Source organism: Staphylococcus sp. MZ3 (genome assembly GCF_018622755.1).
Lineage (GTDB): Bacteria > Bacillota > Bacilli > Staphylococcales > Staphylococcaceae > Staphylococcus > Staphylococcus aureus.
Genome location: NZ_CP076026.1, coordinates 572,591 through 588,576, shown reverse-complemented (window position 1 = coordinate 588,576; position 15,986 = coordinate 572,591). Strand labels below are relative to the sequence as shown.

General features: G+C 34.9%; 11 protein-coding genes. 1 reads left to right on the top strand and 10 read right to left on the bottom strand.

Annotated elements, in window-relative coordinates; translation table 11 throughout:
- Positions 1 to 268: 268 nt before the first annotated feature.
- From KI230_RS02715 to KI230_RS02700, 4 genes are all read right to left on the bottom strand, one after another.
- Positions 269 to 1,234: an NAD-dependent epimerase/dehydratase family protein gene (locus tag KI230_RS02715; protein ID WP_000723301.1), complete on the bottom strand. Its 966-nt coding sequence runs from the start codon at positions 1,232 to 1,234 to the stop codon at positions 269 to 271.
- A gap of 213 nt (positions 1,235 to 1,447) precedes the next feature.
- Positions 1,448 to 3,085, bottom strand: a complete 1,638-nt coding sequence (locus KI230_RS02710; RefSeq protein WP_000122354.1) for a ribulokinase — start codon at positions 3,083 to 3,085, stop codon at positions 1,448 to 1,450.
- 158 nt (positions 3,086 to 3,243) lie between these two features.
- Complete coding sequence (gene hchA / locus KI230_RS02705; RefSeq protein ID WP_000076404.1) at positions 3,244 to 4,122, bottom strand: glyoxalase III HchA; 879 nt, start codon at positions 4,120 to 4,122, stop codon at positions 3,244 to 3,246.
- 265 nt (positions 4,123 to 4,387) lie between these two features.
- Positions 4,388 to 5,575, bottom strand: coding sequence for a glycine C-acetyltransferase (locus tag KI230_RS02700; protein WP_000250824.1), 1,188 nt, complete (start codon positions 5,573 to 5,575; stop codon positions 4,388 to 4,390).
- A gap of 170 nt (positions 5,576 to 5,745) precedes the next feature.
- On the opposite strand from KI230_RS02700, the gene KI230_RS02695 reads away from it, so the two are divergent.
- Positions 5,746 to 6,921, top strand: a complete 1,176-nt coding sequence (locus KI230_RS02695) for a M20 family metallopeptidase (protein ID WP_000887920.1) — start codon at positions 5,746 to 5,748, stop codon at positions 6,919 to 6,921.
- A gap of 281 nt (positions 6,922 to 7,202) precedes the next feature.
- Here the strand turns inward: KI230_RS02695 and tuf are convergent, their stop codons facing one another.
- The 6 genes from tuf to rpoC form a co-directional block, all read right to left on the bottom strand.
- Positions 7,203 to 8,387, bottom strand: coding sequence for an elongation factor Tu (gene tuf, locus KI230_RS02690; protein ID WP_001040568.1), 1,185 nt, complete (start codon positions 8,385 to 8,387; stop codon positions 7,203 to 7,205).
- A gap of 216 nt (positions 8,388 to 8,603) precedes the next feature.
- Positions 8,604 to 10,685 carry an elongation factor G gene (gene fusA / locus KI230_RS02685; protein WP_000090315.1) on the bottom strand — a complete coding sequence of 694 codons (2,082 nt, stop codon included), beginning with the start codon at positions 10,683 to 10,685 and terminating at the stop codon, positions 8,604 to 8,606.
- A 122-nt stretch (positions 10,686 to 10,807) separates the two neighbouring features.
- On the bottom strand, positions 10,808 to 11,278 hold the full coding sequence (gene rpsG / locus KI230_RS02680; protein ID WP_001137495.1) for a 30S ribosomal protein S7: 471 nt from the start codon (positions 11,276 to 11,278) through the stop codon (positions 10,808 to 10,810).
- A 65-nt stretch (positions 11,279 to 11,343) separates the two neighbouring features.
- Positions 11,344 to 11,757 (bottom strand): 30S ribosomal protein S12, encoded by a 414-nt coding sequence (gene rpsL / locus KI230_RS02675; RefSeq protein ID WP_001142337.1) that lies wholly within the window; start codon positions 11,755 to 11,757, stop codon positions 11,344 to 11,346.
- Between the two features lie 97 nt (positions 11,758 to 11,854).
- Positions 11,855 to 12,109, bottom strand: a complete 255-nt coding sequence (locus KI230_RS02670) for a ribosomal L7Ae/L30e/S12e/Gadd45 family protein (RefSeq protein WP_000031892.1) — start codon at positions 12,107 to 12,109, stop codon at positions 11,855 to 11,857.
- A gap of 136 nt (positions 12,110 to 12,245) precedes the next feature.
- The gene (gene rpoC / locus KI230_RS02665; RefSeq protein ID WP_001788197.1) at positions 12,246 to 15,842 is read right to left on the bottom strand and encodes a DNA-directed RNA polymerase subunit beta'; all 3,597 of its coding nucleotides are present in this window, start codon (positions 15,840 to 15,842) and stop codon (positions 12,246 to 12,248) included.
- Positions 15,843 to 15,986: the final 144 nt, after the last annotated feature.

The following is a 15,986-nucleotide window of genomic DNA, read 5'->3' as shown; positions in this document are numbered from 1 at the left end:
CTGTTCAATAAATTTTCTAAAAATTCAAAATTAATTAACAGATTTTCTAGAAAGACTATATCTTTTAGTATAAACGTATTAATTTCACAGAGACAAGTAATCTGTGTTTTACTAATATACTTTACATACAAAAAACTCTTTACTTTAAAATGAACTAAGCTCGCGAATTCAATAAGTATAATGAATAATATTAGAATTCATGCACTAGTTTATTAAAATAAAGAGTAATTTAAAATATCATTCCGTGTATTAAAGTGAATGGAAATGATTAGTTATTATTTTTAACAGTATCTTTTTGTTCAATAGCTTCTAACATTAATTTAGTCATGCTCGCTAAATCATATTTAGGATCAAATCCCCATTCGCCACGTGAACAGCTTGTATCAATAGAATCCGGCCAACTATTAGCGATACCTTGTCTAATAGGATCAACATCGTAATCTAATGTAAAATTGGGATAGTATTCTTGAATTGCTTCTTTTACCATCTCTGGATCAAAACTCATTGCGCTCAAATTATAACCATTTCTAGTTTCTAATTTAGCGTCGTCTGCTTCCATAAGTTTAATAATTGCTTCAATTGCATCATCCATATACATCATATCCATATACGTGCCTTTATCTATGAAGCTTGTATAATGACCCTCTCTTACTGCTTTGAAGTATATTTCAACAGCATAGTCTGTAGTACCGCCACCTGGCTCTTTAACATGCGAGATTAAACCTGGGAATCTAACACTTCTTGTATCTACACCAAAACGTTTGAAATAGTATTGACACAATAATTCTCCAGCTACTTTATTTACACCATACATTGTCGTAGGTTGCTGAATCGTTACTTGTGGCGTATTAACTTTAGGAGTTGAGTCTCCAAATGCACCAATTGAACTTGGTGTGAAAAAGTGCAAATTATAAGTTCTTGCAGCTTCTAATGCATTCATTAATCCACCCATATTTAAATCCCAAGCTAGAATTGGATTTTTCTCAGCAGTTGCTGATAATAATGCTGCCATATGCATTAGACTATCCGCTTCAAAGTCCCTAACTAACTCAAACATGCGGTCACGATCTGTTACGTCTAAAATTTCAAATGGTCCATTTTGTACAGGTGAGTCTGCTTCAGGTTCCCTAATATCTGTAGCAAGAACATTATCTGTCCCATAAATTTCTCTGCACTTAACAACTAATTCTGTACCAATTTGTCCTAATGCACCAGTAATCATAATTTTTTTCATAGAAATATCTCCTTTGTCTCTTCTATATAGCTATAGTCCGTCACAAGCGGACATAATATTCATTTTCATAATAATTATAATATAAAAGCGCTTTCTTGTATATATGACATGTACATGTTGCTGATGTTTCTGTAAATGGAAATTCTAGTTGTATTAATTGATTTTAGTAATTTATAGCGTTTATTATTGCTAATTACTGTCAAATTAAATTTTTTATCCCTCAACTCTTAAACTCTGGATATCTTTCATTATATTAGCTTTTTTATAACCATGGATATCATGTAAAGCCTTATAAGCTTTAAATAATGTTTCATACCTTTGTACTTTTTCCGCTTCTGGATTAATTTCGTATAAAATTGGCTCTTTCATAGCATCAACTGCATCATTAATTGAATTATGTGCGCCACCACTGACTGCACCTAATATTGCTGCGCCTATTGCTGGTGCATACTCACTATCCATAACAATTAGTTTTTTATTCAGTACATTCGCATAGATATCCATCATAACAGCATTCTTTTTAGGTATACCGCCACATGCAAATACCTTTTCTACTTCCATATGCCAATCTTGATACTGTTGCATAATCATCTTAGTACCAAATGCTGTAGCTTCTAAATATGCTCTATAAATATCCTCATGCTTAGTTTGTAAAGTTAATCCAAAGATACAACCTGTTAAATTGCTATCACTTAATACACTTCGATTTCCATTATGCCAATCAAGAGCAATGAGCCCACTTTCACCTGGCATTTGATGTTTTATCTTTTCATTCATTAATTCAAATACAGTCATATTTCTATTTGCTGCTTCATCTACATATGACTTTGGTGCTTGCTTAGCGACATACTCAAACAAATCACCTACTGCTGATTGCCCCGCTTCATAAGCAAATAATTCTGGAATAATTGCTCCTTTTACAGAACCTGATATACCTGGCACTTGATGTTGCTTTTCATTTAACATAAGATGGCATGTGCTTGTTCCCATCACCATAGTCATTTCTTTATCTTTTTCAGACCCAATACCTAATAAACTAGCATGGGCATCAATAATAAAAGGACTTACCATAGTCTCTTTTGATAATCCTAATTTCTGTGCCATTTTATCGTCCAGTTTCCCTACTACTTCACCAATATTAACAACCGGTGCAGATACTTTATCTTGAATTACTTTTGATAATTTGGGGTCTATTTTATCAAATAAATCATAATGAAACCCTGTTTCTTCTTCCCAAAATGCTTTGAAACCTAATCCACAATTCGAGCGTACATTTTTATTAGTTAATTTATTTACAATCCAATCGCCCGCTTCCATAATATAAGCCGTTTTTTCCATAATTTCTGGTGCTCGATTCATGACTTCCATTATTTTGGGAATCATCCATTCACTACTAACATTATATCCATAATGGCCTAACCACTTATTATTATTTTCAATAGCAGTTTGATATAATTTCTCTGCTTCTTTATATGCACCATGATGTTTCCAAAGTTTCACATACGCATGTGGATTGTTTTTAAATTGTTTTAAATTATGTACCGGGTTAAGGTTTTCGTCAGTAAAAATAATAGTAGATGAAGTAAAGTCTATACCAATACCTACTATATTGACTGGATCTATTTTTGATTCACGTACTATATATGATATTCCTTCTTCCATAATTTCTAAATAATCATTACTATTTTGAAGTGCATATGTATGTGGTATTTTCAAACCATTTAATTCACTTTCAATGACACCATGTGTATATGGTTTCACAAATTTTGATACTACTTGACCGTTAGTTGTATTAATTAAAAACACACGGCCTGAAGCAGTTCCATAATCAATTCCAATGCTATAAGACATCATGTTTCCTCCATATCGCTAGTTGCGGTTATTAGTTTTGCAAGCGTTTTCTTAAATCATACTCATAATAGGTTCTATTTTACAAGTATCACTTAAATTTTGCCAAAAAAAAGAGTCCTCATACATTTACATATGAGGCTCCTCTAATTAATATTTAATTATTTATTTTGTATTGCATTTAACATTTCATTAACTGCTAATTTTCCTAACTCATTTGAAGCTAAAGGACTGTCACCTGTTAATAATTTACGATCTTTTAACGTTCTTCCTGTCATATCGTCGTTAACTACTTTTAATCCTTGTTTAGTTAATAAATCAGCAACTAACCATTTCAAGCGTCCAGGTAAATAACCTATTTCAATATTTGCACCTTCATCTAATGAGTCAGGAAAGACACAAACAGAGTATCCTTCTAATGGAGATTTTTCTCTGTTAAGCCCTGCTGAAAGTAGTGCTGCTGGTCCATGACATAATGTAACTATAAAGCGGTCATTGTCTAATGCCCAATCTAATGTTTGTTGAACGTCCTCACTTTCAGAAATACCAACAACTGCAGCATGTCCGCCTGGGATAAAGACAGATAAATAGTCTGAATCAGGTCCTAATTCATTTTTAATCACATCTGCTAATTTTTTTGGCTGTTTTAATTTTTCTTTCAATTTATTATAAGTACTTATAACTGCCTCGTCTTCAGTTGGCATAGCCCATAATTCTAATTTAACTGGATAACCAGATAATGTCGCAACATCAACGTCAAAACCTGCTTCCATTAAATGATGTAAAGGTAATAACATTTCAACAGGATGATTACCCGTAGAGAACATTTTTCCATTTTCCAATAATACATATCTCTCTTCAGCAGCAATCATCAATACTTTCCATTTACCATCTTTATAGGCACCTTTGTGTTCAACACCATCAAAATCTGTTTTAGGTGCTGTATATTGACTAAGGGAATATGGTGATGGGAAAAATGCGTTATCTTCTGCTTTATCTGGCGTTGGTTGCTTACTTAATTCATTTACATCTTGTGACATAGTTTATTCCTACTTTCTCTATATAGTTACTACTAGTATAGACATATACTACACACTATAAACATGTATTACTATTAAAATGCTCATTATCAAAAATAATCAAAATGAATTTCTTTGTAAAAAATACAACTAAATTCTACAAGATGCTTTTAAAATTCAAACTTCAATTTTGGGGAGCACTAAACATTGTTATAAGAACTTACTGTTAATAAACTAAACATTAAAAAAAGCCCACGACAATATTTGCCGTGGGAATAAATAAATATTAAATCAACTTCATTTCTTTTCCTACTTTTTCATAAGCCGCAATTGCTTCATCTAACATGTCTTTTGTATGTGCAGCTGTAGGCATATTTCTTACACGTCCTGTACCTCTTGGTACTGTTGGGAAAACGATAGATTTCACATAGACACCTTCGTCTTTTAAACGCTTACTAAATTCTTGAGTTGTTTTTTCATCACCAATAATTACTGGTGTAATTGGAGTTTCTGACTCACCTGTATCATATCCTAATTTTGACAATCCATTTTTTAAATATTGTGCATTGTTCCATAATTTATCATGTAATTCAGTTGAATCCATTAACTTTTTAACTGCTTCAGTTATTGCTTTGGTATCCCCAGGTGCTAATGATGTAGAGAATAAGAATGGTCGTGATTGTGCTTTTAACCAATCTATTAACTCTTTTGTACCTGCTACATAACCGCCAACGACACCAATTGCTTTAGAAAGCGTACCTATTTGGAAATCGATTTTATCTTGTAAACCAAAATGTTTAACCGTACCAGCGCCTTTACCCATAACACCTGAACCATGAGCGTCGTCAACATAAGTTAATAAACCAAATTCTTCTGCAATTTCTACAATTTCAGGTAATTTAGCCACATCACCATCCATACTAAAAACGCCATCAGTGATATACATCACTTTATTGTATTGACCTGATTCAACTGCTTCTTTTGCTTTCGCACGTAAATCATCCATGTCTGAATGGTTAACTCGAATAATTTTAGCTTTAGATAAGCGACATCCATCAATAATTGATGCATGATTAAGCTCATCTGATAAAATAGCATCATTTTTATTCATGACAGCTGAAATAGCAGCCATATTACAATTAAATCCTGATTGATAAGCTATTGCAGCTTCTGTTCCTTTAAATTTTGCTAGTGTTTCTTCTAATTCGTCGTGTAAATCTAATGTACCATTGATTGTACGAACAGCGCCTGCACCTACACCATGTGTATCAATAGCTGCTTTTGCAGCTGATTTCAAATCTTCATTTGTTGCTAGTCCTAAATAATTATTTGAAGATAAGTTAATGTATGATTTCCCATTGATTTTGATTTCTGGTCCGTTTGCACCTTCAATTGTATCTATTTCATTATACAAACCATTTTCTTTTAGATAATTTATATTTTCCTCTAAAAACTCATGTAATGATTGAACCACAGTATATAATCCCCCTTAAGTATTGTTTGGTAATACCTTTATCATACAGTAATTCTACATAACTTGAAAGCCTTATCATTCATAGATAAAATATCTCAAAGCAATCATTTAGTACGATAATTTCATAAAATGTTATACTATAAACATTATTTTAGAAAGTAGTGATAAGGGTGTTAGATTGGTTCCAACTAGCAAATAATAAAGAAAATAAAACAATTCAACTCAGACGTTATTTACACCAATATCCTGAGTTATCTTTTGAAGAATTTCAAACACATGATTATATTGTTAACCAATTAAGCCAGTTATCTTGTGATATTGAAACTCCTATCGGCCGCAATGGTATCAAAGCCACATTTAAAGGCTTGGGCACAGGACCTACCATTGCATTAAGAGCTGACTTTGATGCGTTACCTGTCGAGGAATTAAACGATGTGCCTTATAAGTCTAAAAATCCAGGATGTATGCATGCGTGTGGGCATGATGGTCATACAGCAATTTTACTTACTGTAGCAGAGATTTTAGATGAACATAAACATTTATTAGAAGGTAATGTTGTATTAATATTCCAGTACGGTGAAGAAATCATGCCAGGTGGTTCTCAAGAAATGATAGATGCTGGATGTCTGGAAAATGTAGATAGAATTTACGGTACACATTTATGGAGTGGTTATCCTACTGGAACTATTCATTCACGTGCGGGGGCAATCATGGCCTCTCCAGATGAATTTAGCGTCACAATTAAAGGTCGTGGTGGTCATGGTGCCAAACCTCATGAAACCATTGACCCAATAGTAATCATGGCAGAGTTCATTTTAAGTGCACAAAAAATAATTTCACGTACGATCGATCCAGTTAAACAAGCTGTACTTTCATTTGGAATGATTCAAGCAGGCACCACAGATAGCGTTATTCCTGATCAAGCATTTTGTAAAGGTACAGTTAGAACTTTCGATTCAGATATACAGAATCATGTAATGGACAAAATGGATAAGCTTCTACAAGGTTTAGCAATAGCAAATGATATTAACTATGATTTGAATTATATTAAAGGGTATTTGCCTGTCCATAATAACGAGAAAGCATATCAAGTTATTAAAGAAGCAACAAATGACTTACATGTACGCTTTAATGAATCAGATTTAATGATGATTGGAGAAGATTTTTCACATTATTTGAAAGTACGACCAGGTGCATTCTTTCTGACTGGTTGTGGTAATGAAAGTAAAGGTATTACAGCGCCACACCATAATCCCAAATTTGATATTGATGAAAAATCATTAAAATACGCTGTAGCTGTATTTTTAAAAATCATTGAATTAGAGCAAGTATTTAAAACAAATTAAGCATTTAAATTAATTGAAAGATATGAATCTGAGACATAAACTAATGAAATGCTCCCTTCAAAGTAGACATTGAAAAAATGAAAACTTTGAAGGGAGCATTTTACAATGTCCAAGACTCAACAATTTTATTTAAACAGTATTATCAGTTATAAGTTTTATTAGTCAATCTTTCATCAATTATTGTTCTTCTAAATCGAATAGCCATTACAAAATTTACACATTAAAAAAAGACCCCTCGATTGAGGGATCTTCTTTTTATATAAAATCTAAGAAATTAGAAATTATTTAATGATTTCAGTAACAACGCCTGATCCTACAGTACGTCCACCTTCACGGATTGAGAAACGAGTACCGTCTTCAATCGCGATTGGAGCGATTAATTCTACTGTCATTTCAACGTTATCACCAGGCATTACCATTTCAGTACCTTCTGGTAAGTGAACAACACCAGTTACGTCAGTAGTACGGAAATAGAATTGTGGACGATAGTTTGAGAAGAATGGAGTGTGACGTCCACCTTCGTCTTTTGATAATACGTATACTTCTGCTTTGAATTCAGTATGTGGTGTAATTGAACCAGGAGCAGCTAATACTTGACCACGTTGTACGTCTTCACGAGCAACACCACGTAATAATGCACCAATGTTGTCACCAGCTTCAGCGTAGTCTAATAATTTACGGAACATTTCAACACCTGTAACAGTTGTTTTAGATGTGTCATGTAAACCGATGATTTCAACTTCTTCACCAACTTTGATTTGACCACGTTCAACACGGCCTGTAGCAACAGTACCACGACCAGTGATTGAGAATACGTCCTCAACTGGCATCATGAATGGTTTGTCAGAATCACGTTCTGGAGTTGGAATGTAAGTATCTACAGCTTCCATTAATTCTAAGATTTTTTCTTCGTATTGAGCATCGCCTTCTAAAGCTTTTAATGCTGAACCAGCGATTACAGGTACATCGTCACCTGGGAAGTCATATTCGCTTAATAAGTCACGAACTTCCATTTCTACTAATTCTAATAATTCTTCATCGTCAACCATGTCAACTTTGTTTAAGAATACTACTAATGCTGGTACACCAACGTTACGTGATAAAAGAATGTGTTCACGAGTTTGTGGCATTGGACCGTCAGCAGCAGATACTACTAAGATACCGCCGTCCATTTGAGCAGCACCAGTGATCATGTTTTTAACGTAGTCAGCGTGTCCTGGGCAGTCAACGTGAGCGTAGTGACGTTTGTCAGTTTGGTACTCAATGTGAGAAGTATTGATTGTGATACCACGTTCTTTTTCTTCTGGAGCGTTGTCAATCATGTCATATGATTGTGCAACTGAGTCACCATTTTTTGCTAATACAGTAGCGATTGCTGCTGTTAATGTTGTTTTACCATGGTCAACGTGACCGATAGTACCGATATTGGCATGTTCTTTAGAACGATCGAATTTTTCTTTTGCCATTATAAAATCTCTCCTATTCTAATTAAAAATAATATTTAAATTTATCTCTCATGATAGTTTCTCACCATCATGAGAAATTATTTATAGCGATGCAAAAAGAATTTTACAATTCTTTTATAATGCATTCACCCCAAAAAATCAAACTATAAAGATGATAGCTTACATTTAAGCTCACCTTGTATTTTAAGCTAGGCTAGCTAGTCAAAACAAGTTATATTATTCACCTTTATTTTTCTTGATAATATCTTCAGCGATTGATTTTGGAACTTCAGCATAGTGATCGAAGTACATAGTGTAAGTACCGCGACCTTGAGTGTTTGAACGTAATGATGTTGCATAACCGAACATTTCTGAAAGTGGTACATAAGCATTAACAACTTGTGCATTACCACGAGGTTCCATACCATCAACACGTCCACGACGAGATGTTACGTCACCCATGATATCACCCATGTACTCTTCAGGCATTTCAATAGTTACTTTCATCATTGGTTCTAAGATTACAGGATCACATTTTTTAGCAGCTTCTTTAAGTGCTAATGATGCAGCAATTTTGAAGGCCATTTCAGATGAATCGACATCATGGTATGAACCATCATATAATTTAGCTTTAACATCAATTAAAGGATAACCTGCTAAGACACCATTTTCCATAGCATCTTTAAGACCAGCTTCTACTGATGGAATGTATTCACGAGGAACTACACCACCAACGATAGCGTTTTCGAATTCGAAACCTGCGCCTGTTTCGTTTGGTGTGAATTCAATGTGAACATCACCGTATTGACCACGACCACCAGATTGACGAGAGAATTTACCTTGAACTTGTGCAGATGATTTGAATGTTTCACGATATGAAACCATTGGAGCACCTACGTTACATTCAACGTTGAATTCTTTCTTCATACGGTCTACTAAGATGTCTAAGTGAAGCTCACCCATACCACCGATGATAACTTGTCCAGTTTCTTCGTCAGTGTGTGCATGGAATGTTGGGTCTTCTTCTTGTAATTTAACTAAAGCTTGAGTCATTTTATCTTGGTCAGCTTTAGATTTTGGCTCTACTGATAAGTGAATAACTGGCTCTGGGAATTCCATTGATTCCAAGATAATGTCATTTTTCTCACCACATAAAGTATCACCAGTACCTGTATCTTTAAGACCTACCGCAGCCGCGATATCTCCAGAGTATACAGTATCGATTTCTTGACGTGAGTTAGCGTGCATTTGTAATAAACGACCTACACGTTCACGTTTACCTTTAGTAGAGTTCTTAACGTATGAACCAGATGTCATTGTACCTGAATACACACGGAAGAATGTTAATTTACCAACATAAGGGTCAGTCATAACTTTGAACGCTAATGCAGCGAATTCAGCTGAATCGTCTGCTTTCGCGATTACTTCTTCTTCAGGGTTGCTAGCACGGTGACCAATAATTGGTTTAACGTCTAGTGGTGAAGGTAAGTAATCAATTACAGCGTCAAGCATTAATTGAACACCTTTGTTTTTGAAAGCTGTACCACAAAGTACTGGGTAGAATTCTACGTTAGTAGTAGCTTGGCGGATAGCTTCTTTTAATTCAGAAACTGAAATTTCTTCGTCACCAAGATATTTTTCCATTAATTCGTCGCTAGTTTCTGCAACTGCTTCGATTAAGCTAGCACGAGCTTCTTCAGCTCTATCTAAGTGGTCTTCAGGAATTTCAATTTCTTCAATTTCAGTACCTAAATCATTTGTATATTTGAAACATTTCATTTCAACTAAGTCAATGATTGCTTCGAATTCGTCTTCCGCACCAATTGGTAATTGGATTGGAGCAGCGTTAGCTTGTAAACGATCATGTAATGTACTTACAGAGTATTCGAAGTTAGCACCTAATTTGTCCATTTTGTTTACAAATACGATACGTGGAACACCATAAGTTGTAGCCTGACGCCAAACTGTTTCAGTTTGTGGTTCAACACCTGATTGTGCATCAAGTACTGTAACTGCTCCGTCAAGTACACGTAATGAACGTTCAACTTCTACAGTGAAGTCTACGTGTCCAGGTGTATCGATAATGTTTACACGGTGACCTTCCCAAGCTGCTGTTGTTGCAGCAGATGTGATAGTAATACCACGGTCTTGTTCTTGCTCCATCCAGTCCATTTGTGAAGCACCTTCGTGTGTTTCACCAATTTTGTGGATACGGCCAGTGTAATAAAGAATACGTTCAGTCGTAGTCGTTTTACCAGCATCAATGTGAGCCATGATACCGATATTACGAGTTTTTTCTAATGAAAATTCTCTAGCCATGTATTTTTTCTCCTTCCAGTTTATATTACTGAATAAATACGATAGATATGGCGATGCCCTAAGCATGAACGCTTAATGAAAATTCATTAATATAGAACACACTCAGGGTAAAAGCTTTTATCTTACCAACGGTAGTGAGCAAATGCTTTGTTTGCTTCAGCCATTTTGTGAGTGTCCTCACGTTTCTTAACGGCACCACCTGTATTATTTGCTGCATCTAAAATTTCGTTAGCTAAACGATCTTCCATCGTTTTTTCACCACGAAGACGTGCATAGTTAACTAACCAACGTAAACCTAAAGTAGTACGACGCTCTGGACGAACTTCTACTGGTACTTGATAGTTAGAACCACCTACACGACGAGCTTTAACTTCTAATACTGGCATAATGTTGTTGATTGCTTCTTCGAATACTTCTAATGCATCACGACCACTGCGTTGTTCAACTAGGTCGAATGCTGAATAAAGAATTCTTTGTGCTGTTCCACGTTTACCATCTAACATAATTTTGTTAATTAATTTAGTTACTAACTTAGAGTTATGAATTGGATCTGGTAATACGTCTCTTTTAGGTACTGATCCTTTACGAGGCATAATGTAAATCCTCCCTTCCTTATATTAAATATTTTAAGTTTAAGATTTAATTAAAAACTAAATTCTTAGTTTTTAGGTTTCTTAGTTCCGTATAATGAACGACCTTGTCTACGTCCGTCAACACCTGAAGTATCAAGTGCTCCACGTACAATATGGTAACGCACACCTGGTAAGTCTTTTACACGTCCACCACGTACAAGTACAACACTGTGTTCTTGTAAGTTATGTCCGATACCAGGGATGTATGCGTTAATTTCGATGTTGTTTGATAAACGCACACGTGCATATTTACGTAACGCTGAGTTAGGTTTTTTAGGTGTCATTGTACCTACACGAGTACATACACCACGTTTTTGTGGTGAGTTTAAGTCAGTAAATTTTTTCTTTTTACTGTTGAAACCTTTATTTAAAGCTGGAGAATCTGATTTTTTGATTTTGCTTTGTCTTGGTTTACGTACTAATTGGTTAATAGTTGGCATGTGATATGTCCTCCTCTCTTCACTTTTTAATCCCACACATCCAGGTGGTTCATTTTTAGGTTAAATAAAATTTAGTAAGTAAAACACTTACTAATTCTCATTTAATCAATGCTACTATTGTCGCATTGACGTTAATACCTACATGTTTACCCAAAGCATGTTTGCTTTTGAAAAAAGATACAGGTATATTTTTCTGATTGATTTGGCTTAACACGCGAGTCATTAAATATACTTCAACGTCTTCAGCAATAATCAAAGATGTAACTTGATCTTTCTTTAACGCTTTAAGCGTTTCTTTAAGACCAACTACAAAATGTTGTTTGTTAAAGCGTGCAACTTTTTCCTTAGACAATAATTTATCCTCCAAAGTTCTGCTTGCATCAACCTTTAATATATTAACATTGAACAAGAGAATTCGTCAACATTAAATCAAATAATTTACATAAAAATAACAAGAGGCTAAAGCATTAGCCTCTGTTATATACTTGTTATTCCGTTACTTCAGTTTGAGATTCAACTTCTGCAACTGGTTTAGCTGTTTTTTCGTATTTTACGTCGCTATAACGTCTCATACCAGTACCAGCTGGAATTAACTTACCAATAATTACGTTTTCTTTAAGACCTAATAAGTCATCACGCTTACCTTTAATTGCTGCATCTGTAAGAACTCTTGTTGTTTCTTGGAATGATGCTGCAGATAAGAAACTTTCTGTTTCAAGTGATGCTTTAGTAATACCAAGTAATACTGGTTTAGCTGTTGCAGGACGCTTACGGTGTTTAAATGCTTCTCTATTTGCATCTGTAAAGTTATGAATATCAACTAATGAACCTGGTAATAACTTCGTATCACCTGCTTCGATAATTCTAACTTTACGTAACATTTGTCGAACCATAACCTCAACGTGTTTATCGTCGATTTCTACACCTTGCATACGGTAAACTTTTTGTACTTCTTTTAATAAGTAGCTTTCAGTCGCGTTTAATCCAGCAACAGATAAGTAATTCTTAGGTTCAATAGAACCTTCAGTTAATACTTCACCACGTTGAACTGGTTGACCGATTTCTACAATAATTCTTGAAGTACCTGAAGCAAGGTATGATCTTGTTTCATTAGCACCTTTAACAACAATTTCTTGTTGTCTATCTTTTGCTAATTTAATATCTTCTACGACACCTTCGATTTCCGTAATTACCGCTTGACCTTTAGGGTTACGTGCTTCGAAAATCTCTTGAATACGAGGAAGACCTTGTGTGATATCGCTACCTGCTACCCCACCTGTATGGAATGTACGCATTGTAAGCTGTGTACCTGGTTCACCGATAGATTGGGCTGCAATTGTACCAACTGCTTCACCAACTTCAACTTTTTCACCAGTAGCAAGGTTTTTACCGTAACATTTTTCACAAACACCATGTCGTGCGTTACAAGTAAATGCTGAGCGAATATACATTTGTTCAATACCAGCATCTGTAATTTTCTTAGCAATTTCAGGTGTAATTAATTCATCAGGACGAATGATTATTTCATCAGTTTCAGGATGACGAATTGTTTCTTTAGAATAACGACCTTCAATACGTTCGATAAATGGTTCAATCATTTCTGTACCTTCTTTAATATCAGAAACTAATAAACCTCTATCAGTACCACAGTCTTCTTCACGAACAATAACATCTTGTGCCACGTCAACAAGACGACGAGTAAGATATCCTGAGTCAGCTGTTTTAAGTGCTGTATCGGCAAGACCTTTACGTGCACCGTGAGTTGAGATGAAGTATTCAAGTACTGTTAAACCTTCACGGAATGAAGATGTGATTGGTAATTCGATAATCTTACCAGATGGTGCGGCCATCAATCCACGCATACCTGCTAACTGTGTAAAGTTAGATGCGTTACCACGGGCACCTGAATCACTCATCATGAAGATTGGGTTAGTTTTATCAAGTGATTGCATCAATTCACCTTGAATTTGATCTTTTGCATCTGTCCAAATTTCAACAACTGCATTATATCTTTCTTCTTCAGTGATTAAACCACGGTTGAATTGTTTTGTAATTCTGTCGACTAATTTTTCATGCTCATCAAGTATTTGTTGCTTATCAGGTAATACTACGATATCAGCAACACCTACTGTAATACCAGCTTTAGATGAGAATTTGAATCCTAAGTCTTTCATACGGTCTAACATCATTGATGTATCAGTGATGCTAAATCTGTTGAATACTTCTGCAATAATATTACCTAAGAATTTTTTGTTGAAAGGTTCAATTAATTCTTCATTTTCAAAGTATTCTTTTAATCCACCTTCACCTAAAGTTGTAGGATCGATGAAATATCTGTTTGGTGTCTTTCTTTCTAAGTTTTCTTGCGTAGGTTCATTAATATAAGCAAATGAATCTGGAATGATTTCATTGAATATAATTTTACCTACTGACGTAGCAAGAATCTTTTTGTTTTGTTCTTCAGTAAATGTTGGATTATTGAACGAACTTGCATGTACACCAATTCTAGTGTGTAAATGTACAAAGCCATTTGCATATGCTTTTAATACTTCATTTGTATTATTAAAGATTGCGCCTGTATTTACTGCATCTTTTCTTTCTAAAGTAAGGTAATAGTTACCAAGTACCATATCTTGTGATGGTGTAACTACAGGTTTACCATCTTTAGGGTTCAAGATGTTTTGTGCTGCTAACATCAACATTCTTGCTTCAGCTTGTGCCTCTTTTGATAAAGGAACGTGAACCGCCATTTGGTCACCGTCAAAGTCAGCATTATAAGCTGTTGTTACAAGTGGATGTAGACGAATCGCACGACCTTCAACTAAAGTTGGTTCAAATGCTTGAATACCAAGTCTATGAAGTGTTGGTGCACGGTTAAGTAATACAGGATGTTCTCTAATTACTTCTTCCAATACGTCCCAAACTTCATCATCCATACGTTCGATTTTACTCTTCGCATTTTTAATGTTAGTTGCAATTTCACGTTGAACTAATTCTTTCATTACGAATGGTTTAAATAGTTCAAGTGCCATTTCTTTTGGTAAACCACATTGGTACATTTTCAAGCTTGGACCTACTGCAATAACTGAACGTCCTGAATAGTCAACACGTTTACCAAGTAAGTTTTGACGGAAACGACCTTGTTTACCTTTTAACATATGAGATAAAGATTTTAATGGACGGTTACCTGGGCCAGTAACTGGACGACCACGACGACCATTATCAATTAAAGCGTCAACGGCTTCTTGTAACATACGTTTTTCGTTTTGAACGATGATACCAGGTGCACCTAAATCTAATAAACGTTTCAAACGATTATTTCGATTAATTACACGACGGTATAAATCGTTTAAGTCACTTGTTGCAAATCGTCCACCATCTAATTGAACCATTGGACGAATTTCTGGTGGGATGATTGGAAGTACATCTAAAATCATCCATGAAGGTTTGTTACCTGAATTACGGAATGATTCAACAACTTCTAAACGTTTAATTGCACGAGTAAGTCTTTGACCAGTAGCTGATTCCAACTCATCGCGTAACAATTTAAGTTCTTCGTCAAGATCAATCTCTTCAAGTAAATCTTTAATACCTTCTGCACCCATTTTTGCAACGAATTGACCTGGGTATTTATCATAATAATCTCTGAATTCAGCTTCAGATAATAAAGTTTTCTTTTCTAAACCAGTTGGACCTGGATCTACAACAACATAAGAAGCAAAGTAAATAACTTCTTCTAATGCTCTTGGTGACATGTCAAGTAATAATCCCATACGGCTTGGTATACCTTTGAAATACCAAATGTGAGAAACTGGAGCAGCAAGTTCAATGTGACCCATTCTTTCACGACGTACTTTAGATTTAGTTACTTCAACTCCACATCTGTCACAGACCATGCCTTTGTAGCGAACACGTTTGTATTTACCACAACTACATTCCCAGTCTTTTGTAGGTCCGAAAATCCTTTCACAGAATAGACCATCTTTTTCAGGTTTTAATGTACGGTAGTTGATTGTTTCAGGTTTTTTAACTTCACCAAAAGACCAAGAACGGATTTTTTCAGGTGAAGCCAATCCTATTTTCATATAATGGAAATTATTTACATCAATCAAGGAGCCTACCTCCTTCAATTTAGATTAGCTGTGCTATTTGATTGATTTGCATTTATTTAAAATGGCTTAAAGTACTAAACTGAATCATCAATAAAATTCAGCTTAGTATCTTTTTGC

What these genes read in the sequence shown, in the direction of transcription:
- KI230_RS02715 (WP_000723301.1), bottom strand. Translation starts at nt 1,234, where the DNA reads ATGAAAAAAATTATGATTACTGGTGCATTAGGACAAATTGGTACAGAA.
- KI230_RS02710 (WP_000122354.1), bottom strand. Translation starts at nt 3,085, where the DNA reads ATGTCTTATAGCATTGGAATTGATTATGGAACTGCTTCAGGCCGTGTG.
- hchA (WP_000076404.1), bottom strand. Translation starts at nt 4,122, where the DNA reads ATGTCACAAGATGTAAATGAATTAAGTAAGCAACCAACGCCAGATAAA.
- tuf (WP_001040568.1), bottom strand. Translation starts at nt 8,387, where the DNA reads ATGGCAAAAGAAAAATTCGATCGTTCTAAAGAACATGCCAATATCGGT.
- fusA (WP_000090315.1), bottom strand. Translation starts at nt 10,685, where the DNA reads ATGGCTAGAGAATTTTCATTAGAAAAAACTCGTAATATCGGTATCATG.
- rpsG (WP_001137495.1), bottom strand. Translation starts at nt 11,278, where the DNA reads ATGCCTCGTAAAGGATCAGTACCTAAAAGAGACGTATTACCAGATCCA.
- rpsL (WP_001142337.1), bottom strand. Translation starts at nt 11,757, where the DNA reads ATGCCAACTATTAACCAATTAGTACGTAAACCAAGACAAAGCAAAATC.
- rpoC (WP_001788197.1), bottom strand. Translation starts at nt 15,842, where the DNA reads ATGAAAATAGGATTGGCTTCACCTGAAAAAATCCGTTCTTGGTCTTTT.